21 protein-coding genes are annotated in these 23,450 nt (G+C 35.4%); 15 read left to right on the top strand and 6 right to left on the bottom strand.

Going from position 1 to position 23,450, the window contains the following annotated elements; all coding sequences use genetic code 11:
* Positions 1-26 precede the first annotated feature (26 nt).
* Positions 27-1,967, bottom strand: a complete 1,941-nt coding sequence (gyrB, locus tag MR053_RS11960; protein WP_242132663.1) for a DNA topoisomerase (ATP-hydrolyzing) subunit B — start codon at positions 1,965-1,967, stop codon at positions 27-29.
* 673 nt (positions 1,968-2,640) lie between these two features.
* Between gyrB and MR053_RS11965 the strand changes: the two genes are divergently transcribed.
* From MR053_RS11965 to MR053_RS11995, 7 genes are all read left to right on the top strand, one after another.
* Positions 2,641-2,910, top strand: a complete 270-nt coding sequence (locus tag MR053_RS11965; protein ID WP_223551670.1) for an Asp-tRNA(Asn)/Glu-tRNA(Gln) amidotransferase subunit GatC — start codon at positions 2,641-2,643, stop codon at positions 2,908-2,910.
* 2 nt (positions 2,911-2,912) lie between these two features.
* Entirely contained in the window at positions 2,913-4,313 is a 1,401-nt protein-coding gene (locus tag MR053_RS11970; protein WP_242132664.1) for an amidase family protein, read from the top strand.
* On the top strand, positions 4,313-7,666 hold the full coding sequence (gene gatB/aspS, locus MR053_RS11975; RefSeq protein WP_242132665.1) for a bifunctional amidotransferase subunit GatB/aspartate--tRNA ligase AspS: 3,354 nt from the start codon (positions 4,313-4,315) through the stop codon (positions 7,664-7,666). The genes MR053_RS11970 and gatB/aspS overlap by 1 nt, the downstream gene beginning before the upstream one ends.
* Positions 7,667-7,819: 153 nt before the next feature.
* Positions 7,820-8,347 (top strand): DUF2911 domain-containing protein, encoded by a 528-nt coding sequence (locus MR053_RS11980; RefSeq protein ID WP_242132666.1) that lies wholly within the window; start codon positions 7,820-7,822, stop codon positions 8,345-8,347.
* Positions 8,348-8,527: 180 nt separating this feature from the next.
* Positions 8,528-9,313, top strand: a complete 786-nt coding sequence (locus MR053_RS11985; protein ID WP_242132667.1) for a hypothetical protein — start codon at positions 8,528-8,530, stop codon at positions 9,311-9,313.
* A 221-nt stretch (positions 9,314-9,534) separates the two neighbouring features.
* Positions 9,535-10,434 carry an MBL fold metallo-hydrolase gene (locus tag MR053_RS11990; RefSeq protein WP_242132668.1) on the top strand — a complete coding sequence of 300 codons (900 nt, stop codon included), beginning with the start codon at positions 9,535-9,537 and terminating at the stop codon, positions 10,432-10,434.
* Between the two features lie 162 nt (positions 10,435-10,596).
* Complete coding sequence (locus MR053_RS11995; RefSeq protein WP_242132669.1) at positions 10,597-11,310, top strand: class I SAM-dependent methyltransferase; 714 nt, start codon at positions 10,597-10,599, stop codon at positions 11,308-11,310.
* A gap of 54 nt (positions 11,311-11,364) precedes the next feature.
* Here the strand turns inward: MR053_RS11995 and MR053_RS12000 are convergent, their stop codons facing one another.
* On the bottom strand, positions 11,365-11,994 hold the full coding sequence (locus MR053_RS12000; protein ID WP_242132670.1) for a 7-carboxy-7-deazaguanine synthase QueE: 630 nt from the start codon (positions 11,992-11,994) through the stop codon (positions 11,365-11,367).
* Positions 11,995-12,098: 104 nt separating this feature from the next.
* Here MR053_RS12000 and MR053_RS12005 point away from each other — a divergent pair, with 104 nt between their 5' ends.
* The 7 genes from MR053_RS12005 (at position 12,099) to MR053_RS12035 (ending at position 17,755) form a co-directional block, all read left to right on the top strand.
* Entirely contained in the window at positions 12,099-13,640 is a 1,542-nt protein-coding gene (locus MR053_RS12005; RefSeq protein WP_242132671.1) for a helicase HerA-like domain-containing protein, read from the top strand.
* A 32-nt stretch (positions 13,641-13,672) separates the two neighbouring features.
* Positions 13,673-14,236 (top strand): hypothetical protein, encoded by a 564-nt coding sequence (locus MR053_RS12010; RefSeq protein WP_242132672.1) that lies wholly within the window; start codon positions 13,673-13,675, stop codon positions 14,234-14,236.
* 6 nt (positions 14,237-14,242) lie between these two features.
* The gene (locus tag MR053_RS12015; protein ID WP_242132673.1) at positions 14,243-15,217 is read left to right on the top strand and encodes a YitT family protein; all 975 of its coding nucleotides are present in this window, start codon (positions 14,243-14,245) and stop codon (positions 15,215-15,217) included.
* 1 nt (position 15,218) lies between these two features.
* A complete protein-coding gene (locus MR053_RS12020) occupies positions 15,219-15,584 on the top strand; it encodes a cupin domain-containing protein (RefSeq protein ID WP_242132674.1) in 366 nt (121 codons plus the stop codon).
* Between the two features lie 139 nt (positions 15,585-15,723).
* Positions 15,724-16,551 carry an alpha/beta hydrolase gene (locus MR053_RS12025; RefSeq protein ID WP_242132675.1) on the top strand — a complete coding sequence of 276 codons (828 nt, stop codon included), beginning with the start codon at positions 15,724-15,726 and terminating at the stop codon, positions 16,549-16,551.
* 18 nt (positions 16,552-16,569) lie between these two features.
* The gene (locus tag MR053_RS12030) at positions 16,570-17,337 is read left to right on the top strand and encodes a pseudouridine synthase (RefSeq protein ID WP_242132676.1); all 768 of its coding nucleotides are present in this window, start codon (positions 16,570-16,572) and stop codon (positions 17,335-17,337) included.
* Entirely contained in the window at positions 17,327-17,755 is a 429-nt protein-coding gene (locus MR053_RS12035; protein WP_242132677.1) for a VOC family protein, read from the top strand. Before MR053_RS12030 ends, MR053_RS12035 begins: the two co-directional genes overlap by 11 nt.
* Here MR053_RS12035 and MR053_RS12040 read toward each other — a convergent pair.
* The 4 genes from MR053_RS12040 to MR053_RS12055 form a co-directional block, all read right to left on the bottom strand.
* Positions 17,741-18,484 (bottom strand): YwaF family protein, encoded by a 744-nt coding sequence (locus MR053_RS12040; RefSeq protein WP_242132678.1) that lies wholly within the window; start codon positions 18,482-18,484, stop codon positions 17,741-17,743. The genes MR053_RS12035 and MR053_RS12040 overlap by 15 nt on opposite strands.
* 27 nt (positions 18,485-18,511) lie before the next feature.
* Positions 18,512-19,387: a bifunctional 5,10-methylenetetrahydrofolate dehydrogenase/5,10-methenyltetrahydrofolate cyclohydrolase gene (locus MR053_RS12045; RefSeq protein ID WP_242132679.1), complete on the bottom strand. Its 876-nt coding sequence runs from the start codon at positions 19,385-19,387 to the stop codon at positions 18,512-18,514.
* 58 nt (positions 19,388-19,445) lie between these two features.
* Positions 19,446-20,774, bottom strand: a complete 1,329-nt coding sequence (ffh, locus tag MR053_RS12050; RefSeq protein ID WP_242132680.1) for a signal recognition particle protein — start codon at positions 20,772-20,774, stop codon at positions 19,446-19,448.
* Between the two features lie 192 nt (positions 20,775-20,966).
* Positions 20,967-22,733 carry a hypothetical protein gene (locus MR053_RS12055; protein ID WP_242132681.1) on the bottom strand — a complete coding sequence of 589 codons (1,767 nt, stop codon included), beginning with the start codon at positions 22,731-22,733 and terminating at the stop codon, positions 20,967-20,969.
* Between the two features lie 148 nt (positions 22,734-22,881).
* Between MR053_RS12055 and MR053_RS12060 the strand changes: the two genes are divergently transcribed.
* Positions 22,882-23,397 (top strand): RNA polymerase sigma factor, encoded by a 516-nt coding sequence (locus MR053_RS12060; protein WP_242132682.1) that lies wholly within the window; start codon positions 22,882-22,884, stop codon positions 23,395-23,397.
* Positions 23,398-23,450: the final 53 nt, after the last annotated feature.

Genomic DNA, 23,450 nt, shown 5'->3' on the forward strand with positions numbered 1-23,450 from the left:
TTTTAAAAAATTTATTTTGTATTTACCTAAGCATCAATATTAGCATAAACCGCATTTTTCTCGATAAATTCGCGACGTGGAGGCACTTCATCTCCCATGAGCATTGAGAAAATCCTATCGGCTTCGGTACCATTATCTATTTGCACCAATCGTAGCGTTCTAAACTCTGGGTTCATGGTGGTATCCCACAATTGTTCTGCATTCATTTCACCTAAACCTTTGTAACGTTGTATACTGGCACTGCCACCAAAACCTTCAACAATAGCATCACGTTCCTTATCGGTCCAAGCGTATTGTTTTTTATTTCCTTTTTTAACCAAGTATAATGGTGGTGTAGCTATATAAACATGCCCTTCTTCAATTAATTCTTTCATATAACGGAAAAAGAACGTTAGTATTAAAGTAGCGATATGGCTGCCATCAATATCGGCATCACACATAATAACAATTTTATGATAACGTAATTTTGAAAGGTTAAGTGCCTTGCTATCGTCTTCCGTACCAATAGTAACCCCTAATGCCGTAAATATGTTCTTAATCTCTTCGTTTTCAAAAACCTTATGCGTCATGGCTTTTTCAACGTTCAGGATTTTACCACGTAATGGAAGAATAGCTTGAAATGCCCTATCACGACCCTGTTTGGCCGTTCCACCTGCCGAGTCTCCCTCTACCAAGAACACTTCACATTTTGCAGGATCCTGTTCAGAACAATCGCTTAATTTACCAGGTAACCCACCAATACTCATTACCGTTTTACGCTGTACCATTTCACGAGCTTTTTGGGCCGCATGGCGAGCTTGAGCTGCCAAGATAACTTTCTGTACAATGGTTTTGGCATCATCTGGGTGTTCCTCTAAATAATCGGTAAGCATTTCTGAAACCGCCTGGCTCACAGAAGCAGAAACTTCCCTATTCCCTAACTTTGTTTTGGTTTGTCCTTCAAACTGAGGTTCAGCCACTTTAACCGAAACAATGGCGGTTAGCCCTTCACGAAAATCATCACCCGATATTTCGAATTTCAGTTTATCCAACATACCCGATTCGTCAGCATACTTTTTTAAGGTATGGGTCAACCCACGACGGAACCCGGTAAGGTGCGTTCCTCCCTCATGGGTATTTATATTGTTTACATAGGAATGCAAGTTTTCTGCATAGGATGTATTATAAACCATAGCTACTTCTACAGGGACGCCATTTTTTTCGCCTTCAAAAGCAATAACATCACGCATTAAAGGTTCTCTTGTGGCATCCAAATATTTAACAAACTCTGTTAAACCTTCTTCAGAGTAAAACGTTTCTCCTTCAAATTCACCGTCATCGGTTTTACTACGTCTATCTGTTAAAATAATGGTTATACCCTTGTTAAGATAAGCCAACTCCCTCATACGGCTTGCCAAAGTATCATAATTATACTCCAAGGTTTGGGCAAATATAACTGGATCTGGCCTAAAAGTTACAATAGTTCCCCTTTGATCAGTTTCTCCAACTTGTTTAACAGGATACAAGGTTTTCCCTCGTTCGTATTCTTGCTCCCATATTTTACCATCGCGGTGTACAGTAGCTTTTAAATGCTCTGAAAGGGCATTAACACAACTCACACCAACACCGTGCAAGCCTCCAGATACCTTATAGGAGTCTTTATCGAATTTACCTCCAGCACCTATTTTGGTCATCACCACTTCTAAGGCCGAAACACCTTCTTTTTTATGTAAATCTACCGGAATACCACGACCATTATCTTCGGTAGTAATGGAGTTATCTTCATTTATAGTAACCTTTATGGTATCACAATGTCCAGCCAATGCCTCATCTATTGAGTTATCAACCACCTCATACACCAAATGGTGCAGGCCCCTAACACCTACATCACCAATATACATTGAAGGGCGCATACGCACATGCTCCATCCCTTCCAATGCCTGAATACTATCTGCCGAATAATTATGTTTTTTAGCTTCTTCGCTCATATACTTTTGTTTAATTTTATTCTTTACTTTTTTATAAATCCGCTTCCACCCGAATTAATTTAATTAATTATTTTTCCTGAACTTTGTTTTGAAAAACAGCCTTTCATCAATATAAAAAAATGACGCAAAAGCATCATTCTCAACACTAACAAATATACGAAATATCAAAACCGCTAAAAAGCATTTCAGCGAGTTTATTCAATAATTATCAACAATTGTTAATTACTTAAAAGTTCTTTAAATCGCTTAAAAAGCACCTTAAAATAGATTTTAGCTATTTTTTTAGACTTCAAAATATCTGTTTGGAAATAAAATGGCTTAAAACCTATTTTTTCCATCCCATTCATCTTATTTTTTAAATGTAAAACACTATTTAACAACTAAAACCTTTATCTTTTCATCAAAAAAAGCACAATACATCACAAAATTTAAAAACACTATAAATATTTATTCCCTTTTTTAACAATTTAATAATACAGCTTAGTATATATAAAAAAATAGTGCTTGGTACAGGAATTCTGTATATATTTGATGCTGAAAAGCAATTTATGATATTTAATAATAACAATAATAATTTCAATAATCCTAAGTATTAGGATAGGAAGGTTATTGTTTAAAAATATGTAAAGCCTTCCAAGTTGGAAGGCTTTTTTTATACAAAACCATTTAAGACATGAGTAAAATAATGACAGTCGACATTCTGTCGAGTATTAAAGGAGCACAACCCAGTGAAGCTGTAAACAAGTTATTTGAGGTAATCAAGAATGCTAATCCAGCAAACACTAATACTTTTAAAAACAACCGTAATAATGGCGTGTCATTAAATGATTTAAGGGATGATGTAGTAATAGAAAGTTCTGAAATGGAAAAACAAATTATTTTAGAGAACTTCCCAAAACAAAAGAACGGTTATTTAGTTGTCTCTAAAGTCATTGAAGAATAGATATGGATTCCCAAATACATAAAATACACCAGCAATTGGTAAGTAAGGACATATCCTGTACAGCATTGATACAGGAAAAACTCGATTTATTAAAACCCAATACCCACCATACAGTAAACAGTTTATTAGATACATTAGCCCTAGACCTAGCATCTAAAGTGGATGCAAAAATTGCCAACGGTGAGTCCATAGGCCTATTGGAAGGCATTCCCTTTGGTATTAAGGACGTTTACATGGTACAGGGCACCTATACTACTGCAAGCTCCAATTTATTAAAGCATTACAAATCGGCCTATACCGCTACAGCTATCCAAAAATTACTGGATGCTGGTGCTATTCCTATTGTAAAGGAAAACTGTGATAGTTTTGGTCATGGCTCCTCTAGTGAGAATACAATTTTTGGAGCTGTTAAAAATGCCATTGATCCCAATCTAGTAGGTGGAGGTTCCAGTGGTGGCTCGGCCGTAAATGTAGCTAAAGACTACACTGTATTTTCTATTGGTGGCGACACCGGAGGATCTGTACGTCAGCCAGCTGGTTACAATAAGGTTTATGGATTAAAACCTACCTACGGACGTATTTCCAGATATGGCTTAATGGCCTATGCCTCGTCTACCGATTGTGTTGGCCCTATTGCCAAATCACTTGAGGACATCCGCATTGTATTAAATGTGATGAGTGGTAAGGACATTAAAGATCAAACTACCTATGACTCAAAACCCATTTTTGAATCCAATATTTCAAATATTGAAAACATTAAAACCATAGGGTATTTTAAAAACTTTATTGAAAGCAATGCTATTGATGGTCAAGTGAAAGCTGATTTTTTAACTGTTATCGAAAAAGTAAAGGCCAAAGGTATTCAAGTCAAAGTACTCGATTTTTTTGAATCGGAAACCTTGGTTTCAACATACTATACTTTGGCCATGGCTGAAACGGCCTCTAACCTGTCACGGTTGGATGGCTCCAACTACGGCAATCGTATTGAATCCGAAAACCTTAAGGAAACTTATGCAGTAACGCGTTCTGAAAATTTTTCAGAAGAAACCAAACGCAGAATTGTTGGTGGCAACCAAGTACTATCGCAAGGTTTTGCTGATGAGATTTATTTAAAGGCATTGGCGATTCGCGATCAAATTTCAGCAAATTTTGAAAATGATTTTAAAGAGGTTGATATTATTCTTTCTCCAGTAACTCCAAACACACCTCCTAAAATTGGGGATAGCTTAAAAGATCCGCTAGCCATGTACTTGTCCGATGCCTATACCGTAGGGTTTAGCTTAGGGCAACTGCCTACTTTAACCGTTCCGCAGGGTACGGTAACTGGCTTACAAATTACGGCTGCAAAAGATAGAGACGAACGCGTTTTACAATTTGCTAACTTTTTAAAAGACACGATATAATGGAGCTAGGAAAATTAAATGATCTATTAAAAGCTCACGAAATAGAGTTAGTTATCGGTTTAGAAACCCATATTCGATTAAATACCAAAACCAAATTGTTCTGTTCTTGTCCTAATGAAGAAACAGAACAACCCAATACCCACATCTGTTCGGTCTGTACGGGGCAAATGGGTGTGCTTCCAGCCGTAAACAAGGAAGCGATTAAGAAGGCCATTTACTTTGGTAAAGCAGTGAAATCAACTTTTGAAAACGATGTGATTTCATGGGACAGAAAGCATTACGAATACCCCGACAACCCTAAGAATATTCAAATCACACAATTTCACAATCCCATAATTCCAGATGGACAGGTGTCTTGTTTTAGGAATGATGGTTCAGAATTTACGGTTAATTTAACCCAAGTGCATATTGAGGAGGATGCCGCCAAATTAATGCATGAAAAAAATGTGTCTTTGGTGGATTTTAACAAGGCAGGGGTTCCTTTAATTGAAATTGTTACCGAACCCTGTATCCATCACATTGAAGACGCTTCAACATATGCACAGTACTTACAGCGTATTGTTCAGAACTTAAAAATTTCGGAAGCCAACTTAGAAAAAGGAGAATTTAAAAGTGATGTTTCAGTTTCCCTACGTAAAAAACGCAGTTATGTACTAAATCCACGTACCGAGATTAAAAACCTGAACTCCTTTAAGTTTATGACCGAAGCCTTAAAGGAAGAAGTTGAAAAACAACTGAACTATTACATAGAGCACAAGGCCTTTAGACCAGACCAAACTACCGTTCTTTTTGATGCCGATTTAAAACAAACCAAGACCATGCGCAAAAAGGAGTACGAAGCCGATTATCGCTTTATCTCCGAACCAGATCTTCCATTTGTCAATATTAAGGATGCCGTTGAGTCGATTGATGTCAATACCAGTTCCCTGCCCTATGCCGTAGAACGCATTTTAATAAAAGGCGGCGTGTTACCCCAAGATGCTAAGTTTTTTACAGGGGATTCCTTACGGTCTGAAACTTTTGTAGCTATTAACAATGTGATTAAGGAACCCTCTTTTGTTGCCAAAACCTTAACTAACAACATTAAGCCAGAAGACTATTCAAAAATTGAAAACGTTTCAGATTTCACAGCCATATTTTCATTGTTTAAGGATGAAAAAGTAACGCCCGTATTGGCCCAAAATGCGATAGCTTCCTTATTGGCCGATGCTACATTCGACTATCAATCCTATTTCGAGGCCAACACCATTTCCGAAGAAAAAATACAGGATGCCATTCAGCAGGTGATTACTGAAAATGAAGCTATTGCCAATGATATAAAAACTGGAAACCAAGGCAAATCCGGTATTTTGGTTGGAAAAGTTATCGCTATTATTGGGAAAGGAGCTTCAGGAAAATTTATTCGAGAAGGTATTTTAAAAGCCTGTGCTGCTGCAGATATTGTAGGCACGGAGACTGAATACCGAAGTGTGAGCACTCCTAAACAACAAACAACAAGCAACAAGCAACAAACCGTAAAAGTACAAGAAGAAGAAAAGCTACCTGAAATTCCCATTGTGATAAAGGATACCTACCGTACCCATAAGGCATCACAATTATCTGAAGGTTCCATTTCCCAAAAAGTGACTTTAGCAGGTTGGGTATCGAGTGTACGTGACCACGGCGAGCTTATCTTTATCGACTTGCGCGATTCCAGTCATGAAATTTTCCAAGTGCGTTTAAGCAGGGAATCGTTCCCTAACCTTGATGAATTGGTAAAATTAAAGCCAGAATCTGTAATTACCGTAACCGGTGTTGTGGTACAGCGCGATGCAGATGACTATAATCCTACGCTTAGAACGGGAACCATTGAACTGGAGACCTCGGAACTGGATATCCTAAACCTATCCAGAACCCTGCCCTTTGAAATAAAACGTGCCCATAAATCGAACGAAACAGTACGTTTTCAACATAAATATCTCGACCACAGAAACGATGATGTGCGTCGCGCTATAGTTAACCGACATAAGGTCATTAAACTGATGCGTGACATATTGGATAAACAGGAATTCTTGGAAGTAGAAACTCCTATCCTTACTGCAGGAACCGATGAAGGCGCTAGGGAATTTATAGTACCTACTCGTAAAAAAGCAGGGTCTTTCTATACCTTACCACAAGCACCGCAACAGTTTAAACAAATTTTAATGGTTAGTGGTTATGAAAAATATTTCCAGATAGCTCGTTGTTTTAGGGACGAAGATTCCCGTGGTGATCGGCAACCAGAGTTTACACAGTTGGATATTGAAATGGCCTACGCCAGTATGCAGGATATTATTGATTTAAACACCAATATGTTTAATGACATCGTAACCAAAATCTATGGAAATAAATGGATCTTACACCCATTTGAAGTCATTAGCTATAAGGACGCCATGGATAAATACGGTTGCGACCGGCCAGATTTACGTTTTGGATTACAACTTAAGGACATTACCGATATTGTTAAGGAAACAACATTTCAAGTGTTCAGTAAACCCATTGATGAAGGTGGTATTGTAAAATGCATTAAAGTTTCTGCGAAAGAACAAGGTAAAAAGCGCTTATCTAAAGGACAGATTGAGAAACTAACAGCCATTGCCCAAGACCATGGCTTGGGTGGACTGGCCTATATTATTGTAAACGAAAACGATTTGCAGTCGCCGATAATTAAATTTTTGGGTGAAGCTATTGCCGAAAACATCATCAAAACAACCAAAGCAGAGGTTGGTGACATTGTGTTCTTTTCGGCTGCCGATTACGAAACAGCCAATAAAGCCTTGGATGCCGTGAGACAAGAGTTAGGGAAGATGTTAAAGCTAATCAATCCTAAAGAATTACGACCAGCCTGGGTGGTCGACTTCCCTATGTTTGAAAAAACCGAAGATGGTCACTGGACCTTTACCCACAACCCCTTCTCCATGCCCTCCGTTAAGGATATTGAGAAGCACATTAATGGTAAGGAAGCAGAAATAGGAAGTATTATTGCCCAACAATACGATTTAATATTGAACGGCTATGAGATTGGGGGCGGCTCCATTAGGGCGCACAAACCAGAAATCTTGGAAGCCACTTATAGAAATATGGGATATAATAAAGACGAGATGCTAAAGAGTGTAGGAACCATGTATAAAGCCTTCCATTATGGCGCACCACCACACGGTGGTATTGCATGGGGTGTAGACCGGTTAATGATGATTTTAGAGAAAAAAGCGTCGATAAGGGAAGTCATGGCCTTCCCTAAAACAGGAACCAGCGAGGACTTATTATTTGGCTCACCCTCACCACTATCGGATAAAAAGGTTGAGGAAATGAACGTAAAAGTAATTAGGAAATAAATGGAAAAGACCGCTTGGGGTTTTACTTACCAAGGTGCTGTAAAAGCAAAATACGATAGGCTTTCCAAACTTTAACATTTTGAAGTAACTTTTACCAAAATGTTAACAGCTTTTCCATTAACTTTAACTTTTCAAACATTTAAAAATGGAATTATGAAAAAATCGACATTTCTTTCAACACTTGCTTTTGCCTTTATCATGTTGTTATCCAACCATGTGAATGCTCAAAAATTCGCTGGTTTAGACAAAAGCCCAATGGATGCAGCCCTATACAAAACCTCTAGAAGCGCACCAGCAATTGCCAAAGTTATTTACAGCAGGCCACAACTTAAAGGACGCTCTTTAGGTAGCTTGGCTCCTAATGGAAAAGTTTGGCGTACCGGAGCTAACGAAGCGGCTAACCTTACCGTTTATCAAGATGTTAAAATTGGAGGTAAGACTGTAAGTGCAGGTGAATACTCATTGTTTACCATTCCAGGAGAAAACGAATGGACAATCATTTTAAATAAAGACATTAATGTTTGGGGGGCTTACTCCTACAATGAAGCTAATGATGTTATAAGGGTTGATGTTCCTGTAACTACGGGTGATGAGCTTGAGGCGTTTTCAATTGCCTTTAGTGACGGCACCATGCATTTAGGTTGGGGAACCGTTAGGGTTAACGTGCCTTTTAGTATCTAAATTTACCTGAGCAATCTTTAAAAATCCCAACAATTTCTTGTCGGGATTTTTTTATGGAAAACATTGATTATATTTACATAATACAGCCAACCATGTTTAACATATCCCGATGTAATGATGGGATAAACGCTACAAAAGCAGCTATATAATTAAGTTGCCTACAATTTAAACCAAAATTGAGTGAATATTAAAAAAGAATCAAAATCTACCTTATTCTTACTAATTATCATCGTAATTTCTTTGATAATAATGTTCTTCTTATCGATGGGAATGGAACATTTAAACAACTCAAAAAATTATAGTTGGATATTTTACTTTTTAGGCTACGTTGTATCACTAATTCTGTTCAGCTGGTTACATAAAAAGTTTCCGAATAAGATACTTGAGTATTTGAATATCGGAATTTCTTTTCCTTTAGCATTAGCTTTGTTTTTATTCCAGTTTGCGATACCGACAATGGGATTGATATTACATATTTTTCTATTTGGACTTTTTACCATTGCATTACCTTTATTACTAATCAGAACAAATGAATATTTTGATTATGTAAACTTAACAGAACAAACAAACCTCTTTATAATATTGACTTTTGCGACTTGTGTTTCAGTAGCTTTTTACAAACAGATTTTAAATTTCATATATCAGTTCGGACCATTTAGAGTAAAAAACTCTGAAAAAATGAAAAAATTCAAATTGGACGAATTAACAGAATATGTGCTTAATAAAGAAAATATTCGATTTATAATTTATTCTTCTTTCTTCATTTATCTAATTGTTTTTTCTTTCCAATTTCTTCAAAATTCGAGTGTTTTTGAAATTGCAGAAAAAGATAGAGCTGTTTATCAATCGTTTCTTTGTTTCCTTGCATTTGACCGATTATTATTAAATTCTAAAAGATTCATATTAATGCCATCGGAACTTTTGAAAAGAATGATTAATTCAATAACGCAAAATGAAAAGGAATAAAAAAACTGTAGACAACACGGTGTATAAAACATAGCTAATAAGTGCTTAACCGAAAGGTGTGTATATTTAGAAAGTCCGCCAAATTTTTAAATTTGGCTGTTAAAATTGATAAGTTAAAAACAAAATATAAAAATTCGGCTCTGTGCTAATCTGAAAAAATAGTGTCTTTTTGCACGCTACGTTTCATACACAAGTCCGTTAGAGCCAATATGAACCAACATATGAAAACAAAAATTATAATATTAATTTCAGCACTCAATTTTATTTGGTCTTGTAAGCCATCAATTGAAGAAAGTGTTGATTTAACTACTCAAAATTGGATTCATGGTTCTGAAAACTGTGAAGATAATACTGATCCACCAATTCAGATAGTTAAGTACAATAGTGATACATGGATTTTACGTCAAAACAAATGCACAAATTACGAAGCGCCTTTCATGTTTCTATTTTTTGGTAAGAACAAGGCTTTGTTAATGGATACTGGAGCAACAGAAGAATCTAATATTTTCCCTCTTTATGAAACTGTAAAAAAAATAATTAGCGATTGGTCTGAAAAGAATGGAGACGTCGAATTAATCGTTGCTCATACTCATAAACATGGAGACCACTATGCTGGTGACGGACAATTTAAAGGAAAACCGAAAACTACTGTAATCGGACTTGAAGTTGAAGATGTCCAAGAATCCTTTAAGATAAAGAACTGGCCTGAAGAAATTGTAGATTATGATTTAGGAAATCGTATGATGAAAATAATACCAATACCTGGCCATGAGACTTCTTCAATTGCAGTTTATGATACTTCTACCAAAATTCTCTTGACTGGAGACACCTTTTATCCTGGTAGACTATATGTGAAAGATTGGAGTGCTTTTAAAACGAGTATTGAACGACTTGTAAAATTTACTGATAATAATGAAGTTTCAACTATTCTTGGCAACCATATTGAAATGACTCAAACACCTGGAATTGATTACCCAGTGAGAACAATTTATCAACCAAATGAAAGTGAACTTCCTCTAAATGTAATTGAATTAAAAGAACTTTCAAACGCCCTAAAAAAATTAGGAGATATACCAACAAGGGAAGTTCATGACAAGTTTATAATTTACCCTGTTGATTAAAAATTACTGCATCTAACACCGCGTATAGCTCATTGCAGCCGAATTCCTAATCGGAATTCATTGCAATTTGCTATCTTTCGGTTATGGCGGAAAATCATAGCGGATTTTCACGCAACGAAACCATAGCCAAACCGTTGCCAATAATTATGACCAACTTAGCGAATGAAAGAAATCTACGAACCTAAATTTGTTGAACAACTATTTGACAAAATGAGCAGTTCGTATTCGAAAATGAATTACATAACCTCATTTGGATTTAGTGAAAGATGGAGACGACAATGCGTTGAGGAAATCGGAATTGAAAAAGGAAAAACCGTTGTTGACTTAATGACAGGAATGGGAGAATGTTGGAAACATATCCTTAAAAAATCGGACAAAAACTCAATACTAATCGGACTTGACTTTTCAACTGAAATGGCTAATCGTGCGGAAAAGAATAAACTGAATTTTAAAGATTCAAAAATAGAAATCCTTAAAGAAAATGTCTTTGAGAATTCTATTGACAAACAAAGTGCAGACTTTGTTATTTCTGGTTTCGGATTAAAAACTTTTAATGAGCAACAACTTGGAGAGTTAGCAACTGAAATTAACCGTATTTTAAAACCAAACGGAAAATTTTCATTGATTGATGTTTCTGTTCCGAAAAGTAAATTTTTAAAACCTTTTTATATGTTTTACCTAAAAAAAATTATCCCTATTTTAGGAAAACTATTTTTAGGTAGTCCGGAAACTTATAAAATGTTAGGAGTTTATACAGAAGAGTTTGGGAACTCAAGAAATGTATATCAAATTTTTAATCGACCTGAATTTAAAGTGGAATATGTGGAATATTTTTATGGTTGTGCAACTGGAATTAAAGGAATAAAAATAAAATAACTATTGGCAACAAAGAACTGAGTTAAAAAACGATAGTATCCAAAAAATAGTACTTTAAGGAATATTTAAATACTTATGGGTTTGTAAGGACACTTTCCACTTAGGGTGTTTCATAACGTAATCCACAATTTCCGGAATCACCTTATCACGCTTACTCCATTCGGGTTGTAAATACAGGATACAGTTGTCATTAACCTTGGCCGCTTGTTCTTCAGCAAAGCGAAAATCATCCTTGTTATAAACAATAACCTTAAGTTCATTGGCTTTTTCATAAACTTCCTGGGTTGGTGGTTTTAGCTTTTTTGGCGATAAACATATCCAATCCCAAGTCCCCGTCAATTTATAAGCGCCAGAAGTTTCTATATGGACCTGCAATCCTGCAGTTTTAAGCTGGGACGTTAAAGGTTCCATATCCCACATTAAGGGTTCCCCTCCAGTAACAACAATAGTATCGCTATAGGTTTTCGCATTTTCAACAATCCTTACGGTTTCTGTTGGCGGATGCAAATCGGCATTCCAGCTTTCTTTTACATCGCACCAATGACAGCCCACATCACAGCCTCCAACACGTATAAAGTATGCAGCCGTACCTTTATGGTAACCTTCCCCTTGAATGGTGTAAAACGCCTCCATTAAAGGCAGCATTTTACCTTGATCTACCAATTGCTGTATTTCTTTTTCCATAAGGCTGCAAAGATAGCAGTTTGCGGTTTAATTGTTCATAGTTTTGCATATCTTGTTAACAGCATTTAACTCAGAATAGTTATTTTTATCAAAATTTAGTACTTATGGACAAGAAGGAAGCCTTTTACAATCACATTACAAGCGGTAATGCAACTAAAGGTGATTTTATTCCCATAGGAGCCGCCATGCTAGATAGCGAAACCATTACAGGTGCCCATGTAAAAATTCCTTTAAAAACCATGAATCGCCATGGCTTAATTGCCGGTGCAACAGGAACAGGAAAAACAAAATCGCTACAGGTTTTGGCAGAGAATTTAAGCGATAAGGGAATTCCTGTCTTGCTAATGGATATTAAAGGGGACTTGAGTGGCTTAGCGCAACCCAGTCCGGGCCACCCTAAAATTGACGAACGTCATGAAAAAATAGGTTTACCTTTTGAAGCTAAAAGCTTTCCTGTTGAAATTTTAACCCTTTCGGAACAAGATGGTGTACGGTTAAGGGCTACCGTTAGTGAATTTGGCCCTGTATTGCTTTCAAGGATTCTGGATTTATCGGATACACAATCTGGTGTTGTTGCCGTGCTGTTTCAATATTGTGACGACAACAAATTGCCCGTATTGGATTTAAAGGATTTTAAAAAAATATTGCATTATGCCACCAACGAAGGCAAGGAAGAATTCACTAAGGCCTATGGTAGAATTTCCCCAGCTTCTACGGGTGCTATTCTAAGAAAAATTATAGAATTGGAGCAACAAGGTGCCGATTTGTTTTTTGGTGAAACGTCGTTTGAAGTTGACGACCTATTACGGATTGATGAAGACGGCAGAGGCTACATCAATATCATTAGGCTTACTGATATTCAGGACCGCCCCAAACTATTTTCAACCTTCATGTTAAGTTTATTGGCAGAAATCTATTCCACGTTCCCAGAACAAGGTGATAGTGACAGGCCGGAGCTTATTATGTTTATTGATGAAGCGCATTTAATATTCGATGAGGCCTCGAAACCTTTGTTAAATCAAATTGAAAGTATTGTAAAATTAATACGCAGTAAAGGCGTTGGACTTTATTTTGTGACCCAAAACCCAACCGATGTTCCCGAAGCTGTTTTGGGACAGTTGGGATTGAAAATTCAGCATGCACTTCGTGCCTTTACGGCCAATGATAGAAAAGCCATAAAGCTTACGGCACAAAACTATCCTGATTCTGAATACTACGATACCACCGAAGTACTAACCTCACTTGGTATTGGCGAGGCTTTAGTATCTGCCTTAAATGAAAAAGGGCGCCCCACACCCCTTGCAGCTACCATGATGCGTGCGCCTATGAGTAGAATGGATGTGTTGACCAAAACTGAGTTAAGTAGCTTGCTTTCTAAATCTAAACTGGCTAAAAAATATAATGAAACCATAGACCGGGAAAGTGCTTACGAACTTTTAAATGCAAAAATAGAACATGCGGAAGCAGAACAGGCCAAAGAAAAAGCAAAACAAGAGCGTGAAGCCCTTAAAAAAGCAGAAACCAAAAAACGCACATCAGCTACAAGACCTCGAAGTACTAAAATGAACCCAATAGTTAAAGTACTTACCAGTGCTACTTTTATAAGAAGCGTGTTTGGTATTTTAACCAAATTGATAAAAAATTAATTATCATAAACCTGTTTATAACACTAAAATTAATGAACAAACTATTTTTTTTAAGCCTTGCTGTTCTAGCTATTTGCCTTAGCAGTTGCAAACAAGAACAAAATCCATTTGAAATTGGCAAACAACATGTAGGCCTATTAAACGATTCCACACAAGTAAAAGATTTAAAAGTTATTTTTTCTAACGACTCGATATCAAAATTTGAAAGCGGCAAAGCCTTTTCAGGAAACATCAATACCATTGATGTGCATGATAAAACTGGTAAAAAGCTTCTCGTACTTTCACCAAGAAAACTTAGGGATTCTACCTCGGTGATTAGTAGTGTTCAAATTATGGATGCCCGTTATAAGACCAATAAGAACATATCTATTTTAAGCACCTTTAAGGATATTAATAACGCCTACAAAATAAGCCGAATCAATAACCTAATAAATTCTGTTGTAGTAGCTGTAAATGAAATTAACGCATCATTTACCATTGATAAAAAAGAACTTCCTGCAAACCTTCGTTTTGACAGGGACTTAACCATTGAAGCCATACATATTCCGGACGGGGCAAAAATTAAATACTTTTTTATTAACTGGAACAACAACTAAAACCTAATGAACCCTCTTCTTTCCAAATTACTAATAGACATTGCTAGAAAAAAACTAGAGCACAAACACCCTAACCAACCTGTTAGAAAAAGGGAAATTGTACCATTGGTAAGAAATCTACAGGTAGAATTATCGCATACCATAAAAAAATATATATTTATAGCAATTGGTGTCTTTTCTGCAGGCTTTGGCCTTAAAGGATTTTTACTACCAAACCGCTTTATAGATGGTGGAGCAACAGGTATTTCTTTATTACTAGAAAATATTACTACTCTTAATTTAGAAACCTTACTTGTACTCATTAACCTGCCTTTTATATTCCTAGCCTCTAAAACCATCAACCTAAAATTTGCTGTTCGCAGTATCGTTGCTATCATTCTTTTGGCCTTGGTAGTTCATTATATTGATTATCCAACAGTTACAGAAGACAAACTACTTATAGCAGTTTTTGGAGGCTTTTTTTTGGGTCTAGGTATAGGTATGTCAATGCGGGGTGGAAGCGTTATTGATGGCACTGAGGTTTTAGCCATTTACTTAAGTAGAAAGCTGTCCCTTACCGTTGGCGATGTGCTTTTGCTTATTAATATCATTATTTTTTCCTTTGGCGCTTATATTTTGTCAATTGAAGTTGCATTGTATGCCATTCTTACCTATTTAGCTGCTGCAAAAACCGTGGATTTTGTAGTAGATGGTGTTGAAGAGTATGTTGGTATTACCATTATTTCTGAAAAACATGAACAACTTAGAATGATGGTTACCGAAAAATTGCAAAGGGCTTGTACTATTTATTCAGGTAAAGGTGGTTTTGGAAAAAATGGAGCATCAAAAGAAAAAAACATAATATACACTGTTGTTACACGCCTTGAAATACCTAAACTAAAAACCGAAATCGACAAAATAGATAAACATGCTTTTTTAGTGATGGGTATTGTAAAAGATATTAAAGGGGGTATGATAAAGCGTAAACCTTTAAAAGATTAAAATGAAAAGATATAAAATTCAAGATAGCCCCTTTATTGTGCCCACAAATGACGGCAAGACCATAAAGGAGCATTTCGGCCTGGCTAGTGACAGTAATACGCAAATAAGTATTGCACACATGACCGTTCCTGCTGGATGGAGCGAACCATTTCAAATTCCAGAATTTGACGAGTATACTTTTGTAATAAAGGGTAAAAAACAATTCATAATAGAAAAAGATACAGTTGTATTAAAAGCTGGTCAATCTATTAAAATTGAAAAAAACACACGCGTTCAATATTCAAATCCTTTTGAAGAAGAATGTGAATATCTTGCCATTTGTCTTCCAGCCTTTTCCATGGATTTGGTTAATAGGGAAGTTGAATAAAATGCTGAGCTTAAATTAAGCATACAGTGAAATGAGGATTTAGATGTTCCATGCCTATAATACTAAGATTAATTGAAGCATAACCATATAAGCATAATAGATATCAATACACGAAACGAACATTAACAAATTTAAACATGTGAAAATAGTTTTAGCCAAACTCATCGGTTTTTTTATAAATATTATAGCTCATATTAGCCCAACATATGCTGTACAGATAGCCATTAAATTATTTTCTACACCACTAAAGGGAAAACACCTTCCTGAAGGAAAAGATTTTTTAAATACAGCTTTTCAAGAAGAAGTGATTTATAAAGATTTCGCTATAATGACCTATAGATGGCTTGGTAAAAAGGATACTATTCTATTGGTTCATGGCTGGGAAAGTAATGCCTTTAGATGGAAAGACCTAATTGAAAAACTGAAACAAAAAAGTTTTAACATTGTTGCTATCGATGCACCAGCACATGGCAAATCGGGTGGAAAGTACTTTAACACCTTAGACTATTCAGAATGTATACATCTCGTAGCAAAAAAGTTTAAGGTAAAAACTATTATTGGACATTCTGTTGGAGGTATGGCAACAATTTTTTTTCAACACAAATATCAATTCCCCCATTTGGAACGTATCGTATTACTTGGTGCACCATCTAATTTCAAGGATATATTTGAACGCTATGTAAACATGATGGGATACCATAATATTCTGGTAAAACACATTGATGAGTTCATTTTAAAAAAACATGGGCATTGTTCTGCTTATTTCGAAGCTTCAAAATTTTCAAAGGACATTACATCCAAAGGTTTAATTATTCATGATGACAAGGATAATATCATTCCATATAAAGATGCCTTAGACTACCAAGCCGGCTACACAAATGCAAAACTTATTACAACAAACAACCTAGACCATAGTTTAAAATCTGAAAATGTTGACAATCATATTTTAGAGTTTATCTCCAATTAGTTATTGTATTTTTGTGGTATGCAAAAAGAAATAAAACGTATTAATAAGTTTTTAAGTGAAATAGGCTATTGCTCCCGTCGTGAAGCCGATAAGCTTATTGAAGCTGGCCGCGTAACAGTAAATGGAAACATTCCTGAAAAAGGAACAAAATTAACATTAGAGGATATTGTTGCTGTTGATGGCATTGAAGTTGGAAACACTAAAAAAGAATTCGTGTATCTCGCATTTAACAAACCTGTTGGCATTGTATGCACTACAGATACAAGAGTGGAAAAAGATAATATTATTGATTTTATAAACTACCACAAGCGTATCTTTCCTATTGGTAGATTGGACAAACCCAGTGAAGGTTTAATTTTATTGACCGATGACGGAGATATTGTAAATAAAATTCTTAGAGCCAGTAACAACCATGAAAAAGAATATATTGTTACGGTCGATAAACCCATATCCCAAACCTTCATTGAACATATGTCCAGAGGTATTTACTTAAAGGATTTGGAGCAAACCACAAAACCTTGTAAGGTTAAAAAAATGGACAAATTCACCTTTAAAATAATACTTACACAGGGGTTAAACAGACAAATCCGTCGTATGTGTGAATACTTAAGTTATGAGGTACAAACCTTAAAACGAGTACGTATCATGAATATCAAATTAGATATACCCTTGGGAAAATATAGGGAGTTAACAAAAGAGGAATTTACCGAATTAAATAAACTATTGGCTAAATCGACCAAAACCAATAAAGCTAAACCTTCCATAAGAAATCACCATGGCAAATAATATCAATCCGTTTCATTTGGCCATTCCAGTTCACAACTTAGAAACCTGTCGAATTTTTTATCGGGAAACTCTTGGATGTGTTGAAGGCAGAAGCAGTGATTTATGGGTTGACTTTAATTTTTTTGGGCACCAATTGGTCATTCATCAAAAACCAAAAGATGACGATTCCAGTTTGCATACCAATCCTGTAGATGGAAAAGAAGTTCCTGTACCTCATTTTGGAGTTGTTCTATCTTGGAAAACCTTTCATGCTTTAGCTAAAGATTTAAAACAAAAAAACATTGAATTTGTTATTGAACCTTATACAAGGTTTAAAGGTCTAGTAGGAGAACAAGCAACTATGTTTTTTTATGATCCTTCAGGAAATGCATTAGAATTTAAGGCATTTAAGGACATCAATCAACTATTCGCCAAATAATGCCTGTTCCCTTTTCTTTTTATTTGCTAAATAAAATGGCAAGTAAATAAGAAAAAAATAAGGGATCAATATAATTTGAACCACTATGATATAATAAGGCCAATCACCAAAATAATCTAATAACGAAGCTGCTTGTGGCTTTTCAATCAAATAAAAATAATTTGATTTTAATGCATAATTAATAAGAATCATAACAAATACATATGCCTGTAAGGCAAAATACGATTTAAAGACACTAGACAATTTAGGTCGCATTTGAAAAACAAAAATGGCATAAAAAATAACAATTAAAACGCCTAAATGCACTGCCCAAAATCTAAAATAATCAAAGGATGGAAATCCTATTGCTATATCTGGTGTTATAACACCTTGTAAGGTTCCTCCAATAACCCAAAATAACAAAATTTCGAACATCCAATATTTTCTGTAATAAGTAAAAAATGGAATGAAAAAGGCCATTAAACTACATAAATACAAAGGTAAATCGGTAACAATACTGTAATCCCCAAACAAGAAGTAGTATAAATGAAATACAAAAACCGTTAAACTTATAGAGCAAGCCAAATAATGAATGTATTTAATTTGCTGGGATTCGTTCAACTTATGTTTTGCATACCGAATAAAAAAAACAGTAAAAAGGGCAACCAAAACCACTGGAATAATATGCTGCAAACTACCAATGGTAACCCTGGCCTGTAATTCTATAAAGATAAATAGGTTAAAATGCATATTGCAATTTAATCTATTTTGGATTAATTACAAACGTCTTGTACGTGCCAACAACGTATTTTTAAGCAACATAGCAATTGTCATGGGACCTACACCTCCAGGTACAGGTGTGATATAACTGGCTTTATTACTAACACTTTCAAAATGTACATCTCCTGCAAGCCTAAACCCATTTTTCTTAGAAGCATCTGGCACTCTAGTGATACCAACATCTATAATCACAACACCTTCTTTAACCATATCTCCTGTCAAAAACTCTGAAATACCTATAGCAGCAACTATAATATCAGCTTTACTAGTGATTTCAGATAAATTTTTTGTTCGACTGTGAACTAGGGTGACAGTAGCATCTCCAGCACTTCGCTTTTGACTCATTAATATACTCATTGGACGACCTACAATATGGCTTCTTCCCATTACAACTACATTTTTACCAGAAGTCTCAATACCATAACGTTCAATAAGCTCTAAAATACCAAAAGGAGTTGCTGGCAAAAAACAAGGTAAATCTAATGCCATTCTACCTACATTTACGGGATGAAAACCATCGACATCTTTTTCAGGGTCAATAGTCATCAATACTTTTTGTTCGTCAATATGCTTGGGCAAAGGCAACTGTACTATAAAACCATCAATATCATCATTAGTATTTAGCTCATGTATTTTGCTAAGCAATACCTCTTCTGAAGTTTCTTCAGGCAAATCGATTAAAGTAGATTGAAAACCAACACGTTCACAAGCTTTTACCTTGGCACCCACATAAGTCATACTAGCACCATCGGTTCCTACGAGCACTGCAGCTAAGTGAGGTGCTTTTTCCCCTTTTGATTTGATTAAACTAACTTCCTTAGCTATTTCATCTTTAATGTCGTTACTAATTTTTTTACCGTCTAGAATGATCATTTAATATTGGTTATTAGTGAATTTAATTACAAATGGCAGCTAATCATTAGCTTAAAACCTAGCGCATATTCTGCATCATTTGCATCATTTTTTTACCGCCTCCACCTTGCATCATCTTCATCATTTTGCTCATTTGGTTGAATTGCTTTAATAACTGGTTAACTTCTTGAACCGAAGTTCCAGATCCCTTCCCAATACGTTTCTTTCTACTAGCGTTTAAAATTGATGGATTGGCACGCTCTTTTGGAGTCATGGAGTAAATAATTGCCTCAATACCTTTAAAAGCATCATCATCTATATCGATATCCTTCATCATTTTTCCTGCACCGGGTATCATGCCAATAAGGTCCTTCATGTTACCCATCTTCTTAATTTGCTGAATCTGCTTTAAGAAATCGTCAAAGCCAAACTGATTTTTAGCAATTTTCTTTTGAAGCTTTCTTGCTTCTTGCTCATCGAACTGTTCTTGGGCCCGTTCTACCAACGAAACAACATCTCCCATTCCCAAAATACGGTCTGCCATACGTGACGGATGGAACACATCAATAGCTTCCATTTTTTCACCTGTACCAATAAACTTAATTGGTTTATTAACCACAGACTTTATGGATATTGCCGCTCCACCTCTAGTATCACCATCTAATTTGGTTAAGATAACCCCATTAAAATTCAATATATCATTGAATGCTTTGGCCGTATTAACCGCATCCTGACCAGTCATTGAATCTACTACAAAAAGGGTTTCTTGTGGTTGAATGGCTTTGTGGATATTCGATATTTCATTCATCATCACCTCATCTACCGCCAAACGACCAGCAGTATCTATAATGACTACATTAAATCCATTTGCTTTTGCATGGGCAATACCTGCTTTTGCTATAGCCACAGGATCATTATTGCCTTTATCACTATAAACTTCTACATTAATTTGATCACCTACTACATGTAATTGATCAATCGCTGCTGGACGATAAACATCACAAGCCACCAATAAAGGTTTCTTTGTTTTTTTATTTTTAAGATAATTGGCTAGCTTACCAGAAAAAGTCGTTTTACCAGATCCTTGCAAACCTGACATTAGAATAACACTTGGAACTCCTGAAAGATTAAGCCCTTCAGCATAACCACCCATGAGTTCGGTTAATTCGTCCTTGACAATTTTCACCATTAATTGTCCAGGCTGAAGCGTTGTCAACACATTTTGACCAAGTGCTTTCTCTTTAACCTTATTGGTGAACTCTTTAGCTATTTTAAAGTTAACATCGGCATCTAACAAGGCACGCCTTACTTCCTTTAAAGTTTCCGCTACATTAACTTCCGTAATACTTCCATGGCCTTTAAGAACGTGTAGGGCTTTATCTAGTTTATCACTTAAATTATTAAACATAATGTTACTTAAATTTTAAGAAGTGCAAAGTTAATAATTTGTAACCTATTATTGAAACGCTATTGTATAAATAAAAAAGGCTGTCAATTTTACAATTTGACAGCCTCAAAAAGGATTACTTAGCTAACTAACCTATAAAATCGATATGACAAGTTTTCCTTTTTTTAACCAAAACATAATTCTCTTTTTCAATTATATTTTCTTTTCTAGAACTAGAATACGTTCTATATTTCCATTAGAGTCCAGATCTTTTAATTCTATCCTAGTTTCCTTAATCTCTACAATTTTCCATCTGTGGTTTAAGACACTAAACGGTTCATTATCTCCAAAATATAAACCAAGTCTTAATCCTTCTTTTCTATAGGACAACCAAGAGCCTGCAAAAGTACCATTATTAGGGTCAGTAACTTTTACTCTACCAGTCTCAAAAAAACTTAGTGTGTACATAAAAAACGCATCGTCTTTTTCCAATTCACCTTCAGCAATAAAGTACCTAGTTACTTCCCAATCGCTACTAATCAATACGTCATCAACATAATTAAGATCGTCGTCTGTATTTGGACAATGTCTTTCCAACACCATTTTATTATCTAAATTACCAAGACTTTCCAGTTTAATTAAACCAGGCTCCAGAAAGGTTATTAACCACTCCAGCTGTAAGTTTGGCCTGCCTTCCAATTGAATTTGAAGTACGAATCCAGCATTAAAAGCTAATACATCATAAGTCCCTTGAACAAACTCACCATTCACACGTATTTTAACCACATTATCTGGGAAGAATTTTAAAGGCGTACCTATATAATCCTTTTCATTATCCACCCCATCAACACTTAAACGTGTTACTCTCCATAAACATTCCTGCAAGTAATTTAGTATACGCTCTTTGGTAACATCGAAAGCAATTTCGCAATTCTTCTTTAAAATGATCCTATTGCCTCCAACTTGGTACAATTTAATCCTTCCGTATTCTAAGTCATAAACAATCCATTCTAAGGTAAAGTCTACTAAGGTGTCGAACTCCAATTTAATTAATGCACCGTGGTCTCCAATTCGGGTTGTCCAAGTTCCTGTTAATACATCTCCATTTCTAGCACGTACTTTTACGACATTATCTTCCTTGAAAACAACCACGTACTCACGATATTTGTCATCTAAATTCTCTTCATTTCTATCAAAATCATGAACTACCCATGGGCAAGTCATTAATAAATTATCCAAACGTTCTTTAGTGAAATCGTCGTCACCGTAATCGTTATCATCGTCCTCATCACACGTATCCTTAGCATCTTCAATTGCTGTTTCCAATTCAAAATTGTTATTAACGATTATTTCTGAACCGTCGGCCAATATCATAGTAACTGGAAAATTTAAACTAGCTAAAACTTCTTTATCTATTACACGTTTAATAAAACGATGCAATTGAAAATCATTTTCAACCGTAACAACATCTATAACCTGAAAGTTAGCATTGTATAAAGAAAATGAAATTGGGTATTTGAAATCAATACACTCAATATCATCATCATCTTCATTTTCACCATTACATTTAGCCACTAGCTCTTCTAGGTGGGTTTTATTTTCAATAACAATCTCCTCATGATCTTCGGTAATGATGGTTATTGGAAATATAATTTCCAATCGATCATCGTCGTCTTCAAATTTGTCAAAAATGGCTTCAATGGTTTTGAAGTCTTCTTCAGAATCAACAATAATTTCCAAATTGTTCACTACCACGGTTACAGGAAGTTCTACAGACAAACAACTGGCTCTATCAATAATATTGTCTTTAGAACCATCCCGTTTTGAGGTGGCACTAACCATAGCAGTTAAATTTGAATTGGCGACTAAGGCCTCTGCTTCATTGGGGGGTGTAATGTCTACGATTTCATCCTGACAAGATGTAAATAGTAAGAGGGCAAAAAAAGGTAGTAGGATTAAGGTTTTTAATTTCGCTTTCATGATTTTTAATTTAGGGTTCAACATAGCGTTTTGATGATAAAACAGGATAACTATAAAAACTCCTACCCTCTACCCCTAAAAAAATTTAAAAATTGTAAAAGCTAAATTCCAAAAAGCATTATTTTAGAGGCACCAACTACCAAACCCAATGACAAAACAGCTACATGACAATATTTGTAAGGAACATCTTTTTTCTTCCATATTTAATAAATATTCTAAAGACCTACATGATTTTCTATATTACAAGTTTGGTGACCGATTAAATCCAAAGGACAAAGTACAGGAAGCTTTTGTGAAGCTTTGGCAAAACTGTGCAAAAGTAAGGCCAGATAAAGCCAAAAGTTTTGTTTTTACAACGGCCAACAATTTAATGCTCAATGAAGTAGCACATCAAAAAGTAGTTTTAAAACATCAACAGACCAAACCTAAAATGTATACCAATGAAAACCCTGAGTTTTTAATGCAGGAACAAGAATACAATGACAAACTGCAACGTGCGCTATCTAATTTAACCGAACCTCAACGGGTGGCTTTTTTAATGAACCGAGTAGAAGGCAAACGTTTTAAGGAAATAGCAGAACTATTGGATATTTCTACCAAAGCAGTTGAGAAACGAATTTATGGCGCATTGGATAAATTAAGAAAGGAGATTAAGGAGTTGTAGTTTTTGACTTTAATTTTACCTTAATAAACCAAACCTAAATATTGAAACTTGAA

This window comes from Aestuariivivens marinum (assembly GCF_022662175.1).
Lineage (GTDB): Bacteria > Bacteroidota > Bacteroidia > Flavobacteriales > Flavobacteriaceae > Aestuariivivens > Aestuariivivens marinum.

Bases quoted from the DNA above. Each gene is read 5' to 3' on its own strand.
- MR053_RS12055 (WP_242132681.1), bottom strand. From the start codon at position 22,733: ATGAAAGCGAAATTAAAAACCTTAATCCTACTACCTTTTTTTGCCCTC.
- MR053_RS12020 (WP_242132674.1), top strand. From the start codon at position 15,219: ATGAAAAGATATAAAATTCAAGATAGCCCCTTTATTGTGCCCACAAAT.
- MR053_RS11980 (WP_242132666.1), top strand. From the start codon at position 7,820: ATGAAAAAATCGACATTTCTTTCAACACTTGCTTTTGCCTTTATCATG.
- MR053_RS12010 (WP_242132672.1), top strand. From the start codon at position 13,673: ATGAACAAACTATTTTTTTTAAGCCTTGCTGTTCTAGCTATTTGCCTT.
- MR053_RS12040 (WP_242132678.1), bottom strand. From the start codon at position 18,484: ATGCATTTTAACCTATTTATCTTTATAGAATTACAGGCCAGGGTTACC.
- MR053_RS11965 (WP_223551670.1), top strand. From the start codon at position 2,641: ATGAGTAAAATAATGACAGTCGACATTCTGTCGAGTATTAAAGGAGCA.
- MR053_RS11990 (WP_242132668.1), top strand. From the start codon at position 9,535: ATGAAAACAAAAATTATAATATTAATTTCAGCACTCAATTTTATTTGG.
- MR053_RS12000 (WP_242132670.1), bottom strand. From the start codon at position 11,994: ATGGAAAAAGAAATACAGCAATTGGTAGATCAAGGTAAAATGCTGCCT.
- MR053_RS12045 (WP_242132679.1), bottom strand. From the start codon at position 19,387: ATGATCATTCTAGACGGTAAAAAAATTAGTAACGACATTAAAGATGAA.
- MR053_RS12035 (WP_242132677.1), top strand. From the start codon at position 17,327: ATGGCAAATAATATCAATCCGTTTCATTTGGCCATTCCAGTTCACAAC.
- MR053_RS12030 (WP_242132676.1), top strand. From the start codon at position 16,570: ATGCAAAAAGAAATAAAACGTATTAATAAGTTTTTAAGTGAAATAGGC.
- MR053_RS11995 (WP_242132669.1), top strand. From the start codon at position 10,597: ATGAAAGAAATCTACGAACCTAAATTTGTTGAACAACTATTTGACAAA.
- gatB/aspS (WP_242132665.1), top strand. From the start codon at position 4,313: ATGGAGCTAGGAAAATTAAATGATCTATTAAAAGCTCACGAAATAGAG.
- MR053_RS12015 (WP_242132673.1), top strand. From the start codon at position 14,243: ATGAACCCTCTTCTTTCCAAATTACTAATAGACATTGCTAGAAAAAAA.
- gyrB (WP_242132663.1), bottom strand. From the start codon at position 1,967: ATGAGCGAAGAAGCTAAAAAACATAATTATTCGGCAGATAGTATTCAG.
- ffh (WP_242132680.1), bottom strand. From the start codon at position 20,774: ATGTTTAATAATTTAAGTGATAAACTAGATAAAGCCCTACACGTTCTT.
- MR053_RS12005 (WP_242132671.1), top strand. From the start codon at position 12,099: ATGGACAAGAAGGAAGCCTTTTACAATCACATTACAAGCGGTAATGCA.
- MR053_RS11970 (WP_242132664.1), top strand. From the start codon at position 2,913: ATGGATTCCCAAATACATAAAATACACCAGCAATTGGTAAGTAAGGAC.
- MR053_RS12060 (WP_242132682.1), top strand. From the start codon at position 22,882: ATGACAAAACAGCTACATGACAATATTTGTAAGGAACATCTTTTTTCT.